We start from the raw sequence: 14,344 nt of genomic DNA, 5'->3' as shown, positions 1-14,344 counted from the left end.
ATAACGCGCCATTAAACCATAAGACGCCTGGTTTTTCAATCATGCATCAAAATGGCGTTCCGATAAAGAAATGCAGCTTAATCGGATGCCCTTCTTCCTTGACGCCTGTCGCCACATCAACCCGCACTTGCCCAACCGGTGACGCCCATCGAATGCCAAGACCTGCGCCGATTTTGGTGTCGTTCTTGAAGTTTTTATCGTAGGCGTTACCCACATCCGCGAACGCTGCCACACGCAGTCCCTTGAGTACCTCGTAGTTATATTCACCACTTGCCACAGCCAGCGCCTGCCCGCCTGTCAAATAGCCTTTATCTGAGATGGGGGACAAACTGTCATAGTTATAGCCGCGAATGCTCTGATCGCCGCCAGCGAAGAAACGCAGCTTATATGGCACATCATCAAAATTATCCGACCACAGATAGCCAGCATTGAGACTACCAATCACTTGATGGGCGCGATCCTTACCATAAGCATTATCACCAAAGCTATAGACACCGCCCACGCCTGCGCGCAAGATCGCCATGTTCGTATCGCTGATTACGCCTTTGGCACCGACCTCAAGCGAATAATTCTGACGATAACCTCGCATCGGATTTACCGGATTATCCACAACTGTTTTATTGATCGCAAATCCCGCCAGCAGCGCTTCTTGGGTTGGCTTACCATCAATGAATCGTACCGGCAAATCTTCCCAAGATTCAACAGGTGCGCCCGTCCCAAGCTTATCCAAGCGATAACGCAATGAATAGCTTCTGTTCCAGCCCGATTCTCTGACGATATTGCGGCTGATGCCATGTTGCAGCGTTCTTGTGCTTAGATCAAAGGTTCCCAAGGCGCCGCCAATCTTCTCTTCGTCATAACTCAAAAAAGCCCGCAATTTATCATTTAAAGGATGGCTCATTGGCTTCGTGGCGTATAGGCTTAGACCTTTTTTATTTTCTGAGTAACGGACGTCTGCACCTGCTTGGTAGCCACTTTTATTGATGAGATTATGCTCAAATTTGGTAATGAGTCGCACACCGCTGTCAGAACCCCAACCCATACCGATCTGCGCATCTCTTGGTTTATCTGACATCACGAATATATACAGTGGCACTTTCTTATCAGCATAGACATCCTGCCGAGACTTACGTCCTTCCAACACTGGCAATTCTACATCTTCAGGAATGTTTAATTCATCCGCCGATTCATCAGGCAAAATCATCCTCGCCACACTACTCACCGCATCACTGATGCGCCCTAGAATGCTGCGCGATTTTTTGCGGGTGTCAGTCACCAACAGGCGATCATCGGGCATGCTGTATAGCCTTTGGGCCTTTTGGGTGACGCGCGCAAGCTTATCTTGAATGACCTCAGAAGTGGTAAATTCAATCGGCGTCACTTCCATGCTTACACCATCGCCCAGATCGATAATCTCACCAGCATCGTCAGAATTGCTCGCTGCACTCTCAAAAGCGACCTCGTTACTAGCAGGTACAGGGCTTGGCAGCACCAGCTCAGTATTCACCGCATTAAAATATCCCGTCGCGAGCAGATTATTACTTAAATTGCGGGCAGCGGTGCGGTTATAGGCATCACCCATATTAAAGGTGACGAGTTTTTTTAGTAGCTCTGATTTAACGGGCAATTTGGCAGGATCGGTGGTCAGCTTACCCGTCTCATCATCAAGGGTAAAAAACACCACCTCGTCAAATTCATATTGCTTACCGCTGTCATAAACCAAGCTGACATCGGCAACGCCGTCAGGCAAGATGACATCGACTGAATTATTCAGCCATTTGCCATCAAAATAACCCTCTTCAGCACTCACATCAAGGACGCTCGATTTCGCCGCTTCGTAATTACCATGATGGAATATCTCATCTTGGTTGAGCTTGGCATCGTTCATCGCCTTTTGGTAAGATGGGTTATCAGCACCCTCTCCGCGCACTTCAAACACTTGAGTTGCGACACGTACAGGCTCGCCAATGTCGTTAATAATCACATTAACTCTGCCAGCACCAACCTTGGTAATCTGCATGTCTACATCATAATAACCTACCGCACGCGCTGCCGAATCCGCCGTCTGACGAAGTCGCGGCAATGCGCTATTAAAGTCTGTAATACTCTCAGCAGTGATGTCCTCTAGTGCAGCCTTGATGTTGGCAAAGGGCTCTTGCTTTAAAGTAGACTTGTTAATTTTGGTGACTTTGGCACGCGATTCAGTATTGCTGATGATAGGCGTATTATTTTGATAAAACTCAGCCTCCACTCGCGCTACTGCTTCTACGCCGTCATTAAACAGTCGATTATACAGACGTTTGGCGACATTCGGGCGCTTGATTTCTTCCTCTTCAACCACCACCTCGGTAGCGCCATCGCTCTCGACATATTCATATTCTGGGATGTATGCCGTTGGGTCGATGCCTTCGGTGCGATCACCCTCCTCGTTAATGCCTAGCGTCTGCAGCGTATCAGGCGTTGGAATCTTAGTGATGGCAGTGACATCAAGCCCCATTGGCGTACTTTCTTGATCAATTCTTGAGATCAGATCGGCATTTGACGACCGCGCCATCAGGGTGTTTTGCTGGTTGGCCTCTTGTAGTCTTGCCTCGATTTGCGCAGGTGTATAGAGCGGCACTTCTGCGACAAGCTGTGCAGATTCGATGGTTTTTTGATCGATGAGAGTCGGTGCGACAGACTTGTCATTGGATTGACTGCCAAATTGCTCATCTGATGCACTAACTGCTACACCATTAATATTCGCACCCTGATTTGGATTGGCTGGTTGTTCAAGGACAGCAACTTGTGCCGACGCATAAGACGACAATGCCATCAGTACTGACACAGATACTGCCGTACGCACAGATTTTATGTGGTTCACGCTCGGTCGTCCGATGTTTGCCATCGCCATTATGTAGCCCTTTTGATTTTGAAATCGTGGTTTTTTATTGTCGCCATAAACATCAAAAAGATGTAAAAATTTCTTAAAAATTAAAGCTTAAAATAAAAATACTTGCTATTATAACAAACCAATCAATATTAACAACCATTTATTCTATGGCTTCGCAATTTTCTCTATTTAAGCATCGCCGTTTTAGCGCCATGTTTTTTACGCAGTTTTTGGGCGCATTTAACGATAACGTTTTTAAGCAGGCATTGATTTTAATTTTGACTTATGTCGCGGCTGCCAAGATGGGCATGGAGATTAGCCTGCTGAATAATTTGGCGGCATTGCTGTTTATTTTGCCATACTTCCTATTCTCGGCGTTGGCGGGACAAATTGCGGACAAATATGAAAAATCCAAACTCACCCAAGGCATCAAACTACTAGAAATCTGCATCATGGCGTTGGCGGCGATTGGGTTTTGGTTTGAGATTTATTGGTTGTTGTTCGTGGCGTTATTCCTGATGGGAACACAATCGACTTTTTTTGGGCCCATCAAATACGGCTATCTGCCAGAAGCCATGCATAAAGATGAGCTGGTCGGCGCCAATGGCTTATTCCAAACCGGTACCAGCCTTGCCATCTTAACCGGTATGATGGCGGCCGGCGTGCTAACGCAGCTTGATCATTCAACCTTATGGCTCATCGTATCGACACTCTTTGTGGCAACCCTTGGTTACATCGCCTCACGACATCTACCCAAGACTACCCCGCAAGCCAAAGACTTGGCGATTAATTGGAACATCTTTAGCACCAGCTTTGATATTATTAAATATTTGTACAGCTTGCCCTTGCTGTTCTTTGTGATTATTGGTAATAGCTGGTTTTGGTTTTATGGTGCGACTTTCTTAACCCAGACGCCTGAATTTAGCAAAGTCATACTTCATGGCGATGAGTCAGTGGTTATCTTATTGCTCACGCTGTTCTCGGTGGGCACGGCATTGGGTTCACTGCTATGCAAGACCCTAACCAAAAACCAAGTCAGCCTAAAACTGCTACCCATCGGCATTCTAGGTCTTAGCGTATTTGCCATCGATCTATATCTGTCATTATCAAGCATCGCCATTCAAGCAACAAGAACCCCTTACGGCATCAGTGCGCTAATGGACATGCATGGCACTTGGCGTGTGTTTGCTGATTTGTTCTTTTTGGGCTTTGCCGGTGGCGTGTACATCGTCCCCATGTATGCGTTCATGCAAGCTTACGCACCGATCAGCCACCGTTCGCGTGTCGTTGGTGCGAATAACATCTTTAACGCCATCTTTATGGTAGGCTCAGCGGTATTTTCGATCATCATTTTGACAATGTTAAAATTAAGCTTGCCGCAGCTATTTTTGATCACAGGCGTTCTAAATGCCATCTTTGGAATTTTCTTATACAAGAAACTTAAAAAATACCAAAACACCATGACCCCAAGTAATAACGATTTGCCATTATGAGTATCGATCTGCTTAGTGGATCATATTTTAAAGTTACAACTAAGCAATATTTTGCCACCAAAAACTGTGAAAAATTTATGAACTTATTAAGATAAATCTGTTATGATTGGCAAAATTTCTTATTTAGCGTTTATTAAGGACATCAACATGAAAAAACTTACCGTTCTGGCTCTAAGTCTGACTTTATTAGGCTTTGGCAGTGCACAGGCTCACGCCCAAGCCAAAAACACCAAGGCAAAAACCACCAAAACCGCTAAGACACCGGCAAAAAAAGCAGCGCCCAAAGCCAAAGCACCAACTGTATCAGAAGATGCGCTAACTGTTGGGCAATTGACCGCAGGTGTCAGCACCCCTCAAAGCCCAAAGATGCGCAGCGAGATCACAACCACGATCATTAATAATAACGCTGCTGACCTACTGACATCACCTGTCAAAGGTCTGCCAACACCTGCCGTATCGGTAAGCGACGTTGAGAACGTTCCAACCGTTCACATCCCTGCCAACGAAGCAGGCACGATTCTGCTGGACACCACACTCATGGATGAATTCATTACTGTGGTATCGCCGAATGCACGCCACTATCCGCCAAGCTTCCCAAATGCAACCGCTGAATATCTATCTACTCAGAACGTGAAGCACTTGGCTGATTGGATCGAGCCCTATGCCAGCGCGCCTGACGCTTCGTTTGATGTGGTACTGCGTGCAGCCAAACTTAACGGCATCGCTCGCAACCTAAACGTCGGCACAGAATACTCGGTTCGCGCATCTAATCACATGCAAAAAGCCCTGCGCTTAAACCCAGAGCACCCTGAAGCCAACTTCCTACTTGGCATGATGATCAGTGAAGCAGGCGGCTTTAATGAGGGTAAAAAATACCTAAAAAAAGCAGCCTCATTAGGTTACATCGAAGCAGAGCAAAGCCTTGCTCAGTCTGACCTGCTGACCGACAATAAACAAGGCGCGCTAAACCGCCTAAGACAACTACAAGCACAGCACCCTAATAACACCCAAATCGCTGAGCAACTCCGCATCATCGAAGAAGGCGGCTATTATATCTGGCGCTCTAACGACAAAACGCCGTTGAACATCAAGCCAGTCAGCCAAGAATAAACGTGTAGCAGTAAATAATACTCTACACACCAATCCGTCTTTGGGTATCATGCCGAAGACGGATTTTTTATTTTACAAAACATACAAACCGGCCAATCGGTTTTTATTAAAATTTATGAAAAACAACTCACCAAATCAGCATTAACACTTAGCTTGGGCGCCCTTATCATGACAGGATGTGCAAGCCTTACCTCACCCAAGCAGATGCAAGCGCGCATCATTAAGACCACGCATAATAACATCACGACCACACCCAGGGTTAGTAGCTTATCCAATTCAATATTATTAGCTTCGGGTCTGACCCAAGACAGCTACATGGCGGACTTTGATGCTTGTTTGGACGATTTAGGTTCAGCTTTCTTTGGCGATCAATTTGACCGTAAAGGCTTGGTACTATTGGCAGGATTACACTACACGCAAGCATTGCATTTGGCCGAAAAAATGGAGTGAGAACCTGCCTTAAATCGACCGGCCATCGATGACTATTACGCCAATGCACCCATTGACGAAGAGGCCAAGCAGGCTCAAGCCAAAGCACGCAAAGACTGCCTTGAAGGCCATCGCGATACATTGTACAAAACCATCGCTTTTAGCTATGGCTATCTATTCTTTGATAGCCTCACCAACCAAAACACCCAAAAACCCATCATCACTGACAGCGACATACGCGTCCAAGACCTCTACCACGTCTCACTAAACGCACTCATCCAAGAGGTCTATAAGCAGCAAGATGGTGCTTTTGGCGACGCCGATCAACAAAACAAAAACCAGCTCAATCCAACATTCAATCAAATCAACATCTCTACGCTTACCACTCAGAGTAAAGATGGCGACACTCAAACACTCAACCTAAATATCGCCAAGGAACACTAAGAGCTGCACGACCTACAAAATTTCAAAGTCGGTGCACTGTCAGATCTTATTTCAATTTATGATTATCGCTTGGCAGATTTACAGGTGAATAGTACGCGCTTAGGTATTGGTGTTGGCTTTGTTGGTTAACTACAAGATCGATACCGCGCACCGGCACTAAGCAGTCTAACCGCCAATGCGGACGCGGACAATGACGACATCAAATCACGAATTCACCCGATGGGTCATCTGCTACTGACTGCCATCATCACCCCAAAGGGCAATACATTAAGATGTCTTGCTCGCTGATGAATTTGATGCGTATTTTTTTGACCCTTGTGCCACCAAGGAAGTGAACATTCTGGGTAAGAGCTATCCACTTTCTGCCAGCTTCTCATCCACCTATGCGACATGGCTGTCAGAGAATAACCTACAACGTGCCAGTCTATTAAACATGATCGCCAAAAAAAAGATAGCGCGACGACGCCTAAGCTGTTCATGTTATCACCATACAACCTAAATCAAAAAGTTATCATCATGATTCATGAGCTCGCCTCCAGTCCTACCACTTGGGTGAATCTAACCAATAATCTGTTTGCAGATCCTATTCTGCGTGACAATTATCAAGTGTGGCAGGTCTTTTATGCGAAGAACTTACCCATCCTCAAAAACCGCTATCAAATCCATAAGCTCATTAATCAAAGTTTCACTAACACTGATCCAACGGGCACCAATCCTGTCAGCCAGAACTCGATATTGATTGGACAAAGCATGGGCGGTGTTATCTCAAGGATGCTGCTGTCCGATGATGAGCTTTTGCCAAAACTTAGCACATTAGAAAATACAGAATCGTCTGGCAGCAAAATCATCGAAGACACCGTCAAAGCTGCAACCGACACCGATGAATTAGCGATGAGCCACGAACAAAATCTCGCCGTCTCCAAACTACTCACCAAGGTCTATAACGATGAGTTAAGCGAGAGATTCACACTAAGATCTCTGCCACAGGTCGGCACTGCTGTATTTATCTCAGCGCCATTTCGCGGAACGGATTATGCCGACCGATGGTTTACCCGTGCAGCACGTCGTGTCATTCGCCTGCCGCTTAATCTGACCAAAAGCATCACCGAAACCATCGCAAACATCGGTGTAGAAGGCAATATCGAAAACAACCTATTAGGATCGCTATACCTACAAACGGCGCCGATCAGCTTTCTGATTGCTCTGCTTTTGTTAAATTAACCGCCGACATCAACATCAAAGATGGTATTCGTTATCACACCATCGTACTGTGCGCACAGGAGATCTGTCGGATGGTATCGTGCCTTATACCAGCTCGCATCTTGAGAATGCCAATAGCGAGAACATCATCACAGGCAGACACAATATTCACGAAAACCCAAAAACCATCCCTTTAGCTGCGCAAAATTCTACACGAAGAGATTGATACACCCAGACCTAATGCAAATAAGCCTGAATCACCAAAAGACAGCTTAGCACCTGACGAGCAGAATATGGATGATCTAGAAGAATTGGAAATTACAAAAGAATCAGGAAGATTAGATATTTTAAATGAATCAGAAAGCCTAAATGGTTTAGAAAATTTGGAAGATTTGGAAGATTTGGAAGATTTGGAAATTTCAGAGGAAGTTACAGAGCCTTTACAAGATTCGCTTACGATAGAATAAAAAACCCCGAGATTCTCGGGGTTTTTTATTAATCAATGATTATTCATCATCTTCTTCAGCAGCTGGCGCATCTTCAGATAGGATGGTAACCAAGATCTCTGCAGAGATGTCGTGGTGAAGTTGGATGGTAACTTTGTACTCACCTACTTGACGGAATGGACCTTCAGGTAGTTTAACTTCAACGCGGTCAACTTCTAGACCAGACTTAGTCAATGCGTCTGCGATGTCGCGAGTACCGATAGAGCCGAATAGCTTACCTTCGTCGCCAGACTTAGCGCGCATGATAACGTTAACATCTGCTAGAGCATCAGCACGTTTTTGAGCTTCTTGTAGCTCTTTAGCTTCTTGAGCTTCTAGCTCTGCACGACGTGCTTCGAATTTAGCGATGTTCGCTTCGTTTGCAGGTAGCGCTTTGCCTTGTGGGATTAGGTAGTTACGACCATAACCCGCTTTTACTTCAACAGTCTCGCCAAGTTTGCCAAGATTAACGACACGCTGTAATAGAATAACTTGCATGATTTTTCTCCGTTAATTACTTGTGATTGTCGGTGTATGGCAATAGTGCCAAGTAACGAGCTTGTTTGATAGCAACGGCTAGCTGACGTTGGTATTTGTTAGAAGTGCCAGTGATACGGCTAGGAACGATTTTACCATTTTCGCTGATGTATTGCTTTAGAAGTTCTACATCTTTGAAATCGATGTGAGTGATGCCTTCAGCTGTGAAACGGCAGAATTTACGACGACGATAGAAACGTGCCATGAGTTATCTCCTTAAATTATTCGCTGTCAGCAGCGCCGTTCTCACTTTCAGTAGTGCGAACGTCGTTACGACGGTTGGCTTTGCGAGTGCGCTTGTCTTCTGCTTCTTTCGCCAGTGGCGATTGTTCAGTGATGGCGCTGTCACGGCGGATAACTAGGCTACGGATGATCGCATCGTTGTATTTGAATAGCTCTTCTAGCTGTGCTAGAGTTGCTTCATCACATTCGATGTTCAGTAGCACGTAGTGTGCTTTGTGGATTTTATTGATTGGGTAAGCCAATTGACGGCGACCCCAGTCTTCTAGACGATGGTTAGAACCACCATTTTCTTCTACTAGTGTACGGTATTTAGTTACCATGTCGGCAACTTGGTTGCTTTGATCTGGATGAACCAGTAGCACCACTTCATAATGTCTCATAAGGACTCCCTACGGATTAAAACAGCCACCATCTTATGATGATAGCAAGGAGATGTGAGTTTGAATAAAAGTCACAAGGCGCATATTATACACAAAAATTTAAAATTTTCAAGCTAAATATGCGCTACAGCCGAATATTTATAGATACATCACTAAATAAAAAAGCCGACATTGCGGCTTTTTATGTATTTACGAATTAATTCACCTGCTCAGAATCAGCCATAAGCTGCTTTTGGGATTCGATACGTACTAATTCTTCTTTTTTGGCGGCGTCACTTTCGATGACGCTGCGTAGCATCTGCCAAATCGCACCAATCACCAAAAATGCCGTAAAGGTTGCAAGAATCGGCAAACTGGCTGACACCATGCCCGCAAAGTCTTTCATTAATAAAGCATGGAACACACCCACAATCGCAGGGGCAAGCGCACCCGAACCACCTTCTGCACTACCAAGTGCCAACAACACCGCCGCCACGAATGCTAGGCTAATACCACGAATGCCACGCGGCAAAATACGCGCAAACAACATCCAAAGCAACAATACAATCAAGGATGCGATAACATAAACCAATACAGAAAGCTGTGCATCAGGCACACCATCAACGAGCTTCGCCCACCAAATCAAAAAAGTCGCCAAGCTCTCACTGATTGACTCTAAAGGCAGGTTTTTAATCCATTCCATACAAATAACTTATTAAAAAATTACTGTTATTTTACCACAATTTTGCCAAAAAATTATCTTCCGACAACAAGGGCTAACAAAATCACCACAAAACAGATGACTTACCTGCCCATAATTCTGCCATGGAAAATTATTGCAACCAATTGATATTAGTCGTATTTTTTATCTTGTAGCGCTTTGGCTTTTGCCATGGCTTGCGCTGCCAAAATATCGGCAGGTGGCGCTTGGACATAATAACCCTGTTGGGCAAGCTTTGCCTTTACTTCATTGATATCAGCTCGGGCTAACTTATCGCGACCGCTTAGATCCAAATGCATGACAAAAGTTCCCAAGCCTAATTTCTTACGAATATCGGCGGGCAGCACGCCTAACCAATCCTTGATCTCATCGGTGTCATTAGGATAATCTGGGCGAGCAATATAAACGTACCAGTCTTCATTTTTTGCAAACTTATAAACATCACAATGCATAACGTCACTCACGTCTTGATATAATTAAAGAAAATTCACCGATTTTGGCTTTTGCGGAATTATTTTACAAAAAAGCCAAAAATTTTACTTGTAAATTGTAGCATTATTTTTCATAATAAAGGTGTTTTTCAGGAGAGAATTATCGCAGCTTATCGCAAGCATCGGCGCATAATCACCGAAGGCGTAATGTTGAAAATTGCAAAAGCAATCTTAAAACCCCTATAATCGCTCAGGTAAAAGGACTGAAAAACTTAGTTTATCTATCTAAAGACAAGCTAACCACTCTGGAGAGCTTGCCATTTTTTTTAAGTGGCAACACCGAAGGGAAGAAGTAATTTTTGAATTACGAAAATCTCAGGTATCAGGACAGATGGGGTGTGTTGAAATTCGTTTTATCGCATGAATGGAATGAATTTTACAAGAATTTTGAAGTTGCTGGGTAGATTAACTTTTGTGATTATCATCTTAATCCCAAAAGTTAATTTACATCGGTTAATTTTATAAATAAGGAAACACACTCATGACTCAGCGCACCCCCCTATTTAACGCTCACACCGCCCATAATGGCAAACTTGTGGATTTTGGCGGTTGGGAATTGCCTGTCAATTATGGCTCACAAATTGACGAACACCACGCCGTGCGGACAGACGCAGGGATGTTTGACGTCTCTCACATGCTAGTTACAGACGTAACGGGCGACAACGCTAAAGCCTTCTTACAAAAACTGCTCGCCAACGATGTTGCCAAATTGTCCTTTGTCGGCAAGGCTTTATATTCTGGTATGCTAAACGACAAAGGCGGTGTCATCGATGACCTAATCGTCTATCGCATGAACGAGTCTGAGACCGCTTATCGTATCGTCTCAAATGGGGCAACTCGCGAAAAAGACTCCGTTCACTTTGCCAAAATTGGTGAAGAATTTGGCGTAACGCTCGCCCCCCGCTATGATGTCGCCATGCTTGCCATACAAGGGCGAAACGCCATTGCCAAGCTACTGACCGTTAAGCCTGAATGGGCGGAGAAAGTAAACACTCTAAAACCCTTTGTCGGTGTGGACTTGGGCGGTGATTGGTTTGTCGCTCGCACAGGCTACACAGGCGAAGACGGTGTGGAAGTGGTCATGCCAGCAGATGAAGCGGTTGGATTTTTTGATGAGCTTGTCAAAGCAGGTGTCGCCCCATGCGGACTTGGGGCAAGAGACACCCTACGAATGGAAGCAGGCATGAACCTATACGGCAACGACATGGACGATGATACCAGCCCCCTTGAAGCAGGCATGGGCTGGACGGTGGATTTAAAAGATGAAAGCCGTGATTTTGTTGGTAAATCCGCCCTTGTCGCCCTAAAAAATGATGGTGTTAAAGTCCGCCAAGTCGGTCTATTGCTTGCCAAAGGCGGTGTACTGCGTGCGGGCATGGAAGTCGTTACCGAGAGTGGCAATGGCATTACCACAAGTGGTGTATTCTCCCCAAGTCTGAATCAATCCATCGCCATTGCCCGTGTGCCTGCTGACTTTACAGGCGAGCGTGCAAAGGTGATTATGCGTGGTAAAGAAGTGGAAGTGCGTGTGCTTAAATTGCCATTTGTTAGAAATGGTAAAAAGCAGTTTGATTAAATTTTGATTACAATTGAAGGTATGAAATAAATATCATACCTTACAATTAATTTCAAATAAGAATGGGAAATTTTTAAAATTCAGCATTGTTACTTTGGTGATTTTTTGCTGTTTAAATTAAAAATTATTGCTTGTGTTTCAACACATTATTGCACAAAGCCTTATAAATTTAACCCTCAAACAGAAGTTGATACTTATATTTGCGACTTGGAAATTTACCAAAAATGCATGGCTGATCAAAAAGCTGTTAATGAATATAAGCAAGTTATGAACTCCCTCTAATTGACTTTTTTACTTTGGAGTGAATTTTGGTGAACAAACTATCAGAATGGTATATCAATCTAACAAAAGGACAAACAATACTTGTATATATTGTATCCTTTTGTTGTGTATTAATATATGGAGTAGGCCTTATTTTTTTAGCCATATTGCTATATTTAGAGTTAGGGAAAAGAGGAATATAAATTCCATATTTCAAATTGAAAAATTTCCTAATTCTTAAAATAATTTATCTAATTTTTAACTTTAACCCTAACGGAGTTTTTTATGAGTAACATTCCTAGCGAATTGAAATATGTAGCCAGTCACGAATGGTTACGCTTAGAATCTGATGGCACAATTACTGTTGGTATCACAGACCACGCCCAAGATTTGCTTGGCGATGTGGTATTTGTAGAATTACCAGAGGTAGGTAGCGAAGTAGAAGCCGACCAAGAAATTGCGGTGGTGGAATCGGTCAAAGCAGCGAGCGATGTCTATGCCCCAATCGCAGGCGAAATCGTTGAAATCAACGAAGAGCTTGTAGATGCGCCAGAGCTTGCCAATGAAGACCCTTATGGCAAAGCGTGGTTCTTTAAAATCAAACCTACCAATCCTGCCGATTATGACGGCTTGATGACTGCGGATGAGTACGAGAGTAGTTTATAATCCTATCCCATATTTGGTGTGGTTATAACATACCAAATTTGACACCAATTGTCTTATTATTAATATAGGGAATTTACTATGCGTTTGTTAGATAAAGTTGCTCTAATTACAGGTGCAGGTTCTGGTCTTGGCGAATACAGTGCCAAAGCATTTGCCAAACAAGGAGCAAAAATCATCATTACTGACATCAATGGAGAGCTTGGCAATCAAGTAGCTAATACTATTAATGCCGATGGCGGGCAAGCAATTTTTGCACGCCTTGATGTTACCAATGAACAAAGCTGGGCGGAAGCTGTAAAAATTGTAACCGATCAATTTGGCAAGATTGATATTTTAATTAATAGTGCGGGTATGGCTTGCTCAAAAAACATTGAAGACAGTACCATCGAAGATTTACGCAAGTCCTTTGCACTAAATACCGAAGGACCATTCTTGGGTATGAAAGCTGTCGCACCAGTAATGGCAAAAAATGGTGGCGGTTCTATTATTAATATCGCTTCTATGGCGGGTATGGTTGGACTTGCCGATGCTACGCCGTATAGCACATCAAAAGGAGCAACACGCCTGCTATCTAAATCAGCTGCCAGTTATTACGCCCAAAAAGGCTACAACATTCGCGTGAACAACCTAAACCCTGCCTATGTCATCACACCGATGTTAGAATCTGTCTACACCAAAGAACAAATCGACAGCCTGGCAAACATATTCCCACTAAAACGCATTGCCAGCCTAGATGATGTGGCGAATGCCCTGATTTATTTGGCATCTGATGAATCATCATTTGTTACTGGATTTGATTTAAACTTAGATAGCGGTTACTTATCTATGAAGTGATTGATTTACCAAAAACTTGGTTTAAGACTTGATTTTGATTGACAGCCTCAGAGCTAGGAGTTTTTTATGAGCAATATCCCAAACGATTTAAAATACGTTGCCAGCCATGAATGGCTAAAACTAGAAGATGACGGTATCATCATCGTTGGCATCACAGACCACGCCCAAGATTTGCTTGGCGATGTGGTATTTGTAGAATTGCCAGAAGTCGGTCGCACCGTCTCTGCCGATGAAGAGATTGCCGTTGTAGAGTCTGTTAAAGCAGCAAGCGATGTCTATGCCCCAATCGCAGGCGAAATCGTTGAAATCAACGAAGAGCTTGTAGATGCACCAGAGCTTGCCAACGAAGACCCATATGGCAAAGCGTGGTTCTTTAAAATCAAACCTACCAATCCTGCCGATTATGACGGCTTGATGGCTGCGGATGAGTACGAAAACAGCCTATAAGTAAAAAATCCAAGTGTAAGTCATGATGATTTATGCTTGGATTTGTTTTTGGATTTTACAAATTTAAAAACAGCTTGCAAAAGTAGAATGCGCATAACACGCCGTTTTGAGGTAATTTTCAGAACAGGTGTGTGATACGCACTCTTTTCAAGCCCAATTTAATAAAAAATCTCATT

At 44.0% G+C, this 14,344-nt stretch carries 18 protein-coding genes and 2 riboswitches; of the genes, 12 read left to right on the top strand and 6 right to left on the bottom strand.

Annotated elements, in window-relative coordinates; translation table 11 throughout:
- Positions 1-46: 46 nt before the first annotated feature.
- Positions 47-2,893 carry an autotransporter assembly complex protein TamA gene (locus AAX10_RS03410; protein ID WP_226997808.1) on the bottom strand — a complete coding sequence of 949 codons (2,847 nt, stop codon included), beginning with the start codon at positions 2,891-2,893 and terminating at the stop codon, positions 47-49.
- Positions 2,894-3,039: 146 nt separating this feature from the next.
- Between AAX10_RS03410 and AAX10_RS03405 the strand changes: the two genes are divergently transcribed.
- From AAX10_RS03405 to AAX10_RS10060, 8 genes are all read left to right on the top strand, one after another.
- Positions 3,040-4,365 carry an MFS transporter gene (locus AAX10_RS03405; RefSeq protein ID WP_046699835.1) on the top strand — a complete coding sequence of 442 codons (1,326 nt, stop codon included), beginning with the start codon at positions 3,040-3,042 and terminating at the stop codon, positions 4,363-4,365.
- A 147-nt stretch (positions 4,366-4,512) separates the two neighbouring features.
- Positions 4,513-5,475, top strand: a complete 963-nt coding sequence (locus tag AAX10_RS03400; RefSeq protein ID WP_149038846.1) for a tetratricopeptide repeat protein — start codon at positions 4,513-4,515, stop codon at positions 5,473-5,475.
- A gap of 168 nt (positions 5,476-5,643) precedes the next feature.
- Complete coding sequence (locus AAX10_RS03395) at positions 5,644-5,925, top strand: hypothetical protein (RefSeq protein WP_149038845.1); 282 nt, start codon at positions 5,644-5,646, stop codon at positions 5,923-5,925.
- Positions 5,926-6,045: 120 nt separating this feature from the next.
- A complete protein-coding gene (locus AAX10_RS03390; RefSeq protein ID WP_080947011.1) occupies positions 6,046-6,348 on the top strand; it encodes a hypothetical protein in 303 nt (100 codons plus the stop codon).
- Positions 6,349-6,625: 277 nt separating this feature from the next.
- A complete protein-coding gene (locus tag AAX10_RS03385; RefSeq protein WP_080947010.1) occupies positions 6,626-6,847 on the top strand; it encodes a hypothetical protein in 222 nt (73 codons plus the stop codon).
- Positions 6,826-7,569, top strand: coding sequence for an esterase/lipase family protein (locus AAX10_RS03380; protein ID WP_080947009.1), 744 nt, complete (start codon positions 6,826-6,828; stop codon positions 7,567-7,569). Before AAX10_RS03385 ends, AAX10_RS03380 begins: the two co-directional genes overlap by 22 nt.
- Before the next feature lie 79 nt (positions 7,570-7,648).
- Positions 7,649-7,774: a hypothetical protein gene (locus AAX10_RS10480; RefSeq protein ID WP_267284331.1), complete on the top strand. Its 126-nt coding sequence runs from the start codon at positions 7,649-7,651 to the stop codon at positions 7,772-7,774.
- A 67-nt stretch (positions 7,775-7,841) separates the two neighbouring features.
- Positions 7,842-8,015, top strand: a complete 174-nt coding sequence (locus AAX10_RS10060; protein ID WP_158580302.1) for a hypothetical protein — start codon at positions 7,842-7,844, stop codon at positions 8,013-8,015.
- A gap of 39 nt (positions 8,016-8,054) precedes the next feature.
- Here AAX10_RS10060 and rplI read toward each other — a convergent pair whose 3' ends face one another.
- The 5 genes from rplI to AAX10_RS03355 all read right to left on the bottom strand — a co-directional run bounded on the left by rplI (position 8,055) and on the right by AAX10_RS03355 (position 10,345).
- Positions 8,055-8,531 (bottom strand): 50S ribosomal protein L9, encoded by a 477-nt coding sequence (rplI, locus tag AAX10_RS03375; protein WP_046698015.1) that lies wholly within the window; start codon positions 8,529-8,531, stop codon positions 8,055-8,057.
- A gap of 16 nt (positions 8,532-8,547) precedes the next feature.
- Positions 8,548-8,775, bottom strand: coding sequence for a 30S ribosomal protein S18 (gene rpsR, locus AAX10_RS03370; protein ID WP_036362032.1), 228 nt, complete (start codon positions 8,773-8,775; stop codon positions 8,548-8,550).
- Between the two features lie 16 nt (positions 8,776-8,791).
- The gene (gene rpsF / locus AAX10_RS03365) at positions 8,792-9,193 is read right to left on the bottom strand and encodes a 30S ribosomal protein S6 (protein WP_036362029.1); all 402 of its coding nucleotides are present in this window, start codon (positions 9,191-9,193) and stop codon (positions 8,792-8,794) included.
- A gap of 196 nt (positions 9,194-9,389) precedes the next feature.
- Positions 9,390-9,875, bottom strand: coding sequence for a hypothetical protein (locus AAX10_RS03360; protein ID WP_046699834.1), 486 nt, complete (start codon positions 9,873-9,875; stop codon positions 9,390-9,392).
- Positions 9,876-10,024: 149 nt separating this feature from the next.
- Positions 10,025-10,345, bottom strand: a complete 321-nt coding sequence (locus tag AAX10_RS03355) for a YcgL domain-containing protein (protein ID WP_046699833.1) — start codon at positions 10,343-10,345, stop codon at positions 10,025-10,027.
- Between the two features lie 119 nt (positions 10,346-10,464).
- A riboswitch (glycine riboswitch) is annotated at positions 10,465-10,600 on the top strand.
- A 19-nt stretch (positions 10,601-10,619) separates the two neighbouring features.
- A riboswitch (glycine riboswitch) is annotated at positions 10,620-10,725 on the top strand.
- 140 nt (positions 10,726-10,865) lie between these two features.
- Here AAX10_RS03355 and gcvT point away from each other — a divergent pair.
- The 4 genes from gcvT to gcvH (AAX10_RS03335) all read left to right on the top strand — a co-directional run bounded on the left by gcvT (position 10,866) and on the right by gcvH (AAX10_RS03335) (position 14,168).
- A complete protein-coding gene (gcvT, locus tag AAX10_RS03350; protein ID WP_046699832.1) occupies positions 10,866-11,960 on the top strand; it encodes a glycine cleavage system aminomethyltransferase GcvT in 1,095 nt (364 codons plus the stop codon).
- Positions 11,961-12,506: 546 nt separating this feature from the next.
- Positions 12,507-12,887, top strand: a complete 381-nt coding sequence (gene gcvH / locus AAX10_RS03345; RefSeq protein ID WP_046699831.1) for a glycine cleavage system protein GcvH — start codon at positions 12,507-12,509, stop codon at positions 12,885-12,887.
- A 78-nt stretch (positions 12,888-12,965) separates the two neighbouring features.
- Positions 12,966-13,721 carry an SDR family NAD(P)-dependent oxidoreductase gene (locus AAX10_RS03340; RefSeq protein WP_046699830.1) on the top strand — a complete coding sequence of 252 codons (756 nt, stop codon included), beginning with the start codon at positions 12,966-12,968 and terminating at the stop codon, positions 13,719-13,721.
- Positions 13,722-13,787: 66 nt separating this feature from the next.
- A complete protein-coding gene (gene gcvH, locus AAX10_RS03335) occupies positions 13,788-14,168 on the top strand; it encodes a glycine cleavage system protein GcvH (RefSeq protein ID WP_046699829.1) in 381 nt (126 codons plus the stop codon).
- The last annotated feature ends 176 nt before the right edge of the window (positions 14,169-14,344 follow it).

The sequence above is a fragment of the Moraxella bovoculi genome (assembly GCF_000988745.2).
In the GTDB taxonomy this organism is placed as follows: domain Bacteria; phylum Pseudomonadota; class Gammaproteobacteria; order Pseudomonadales; family Moraxellaceae; genus Moraxella; species Moraxella bovoculi.
Note: the sequence above shows the minus strand (reverse complement) of the source record. Positions and strands in the feature narration are given on the sequence as shown.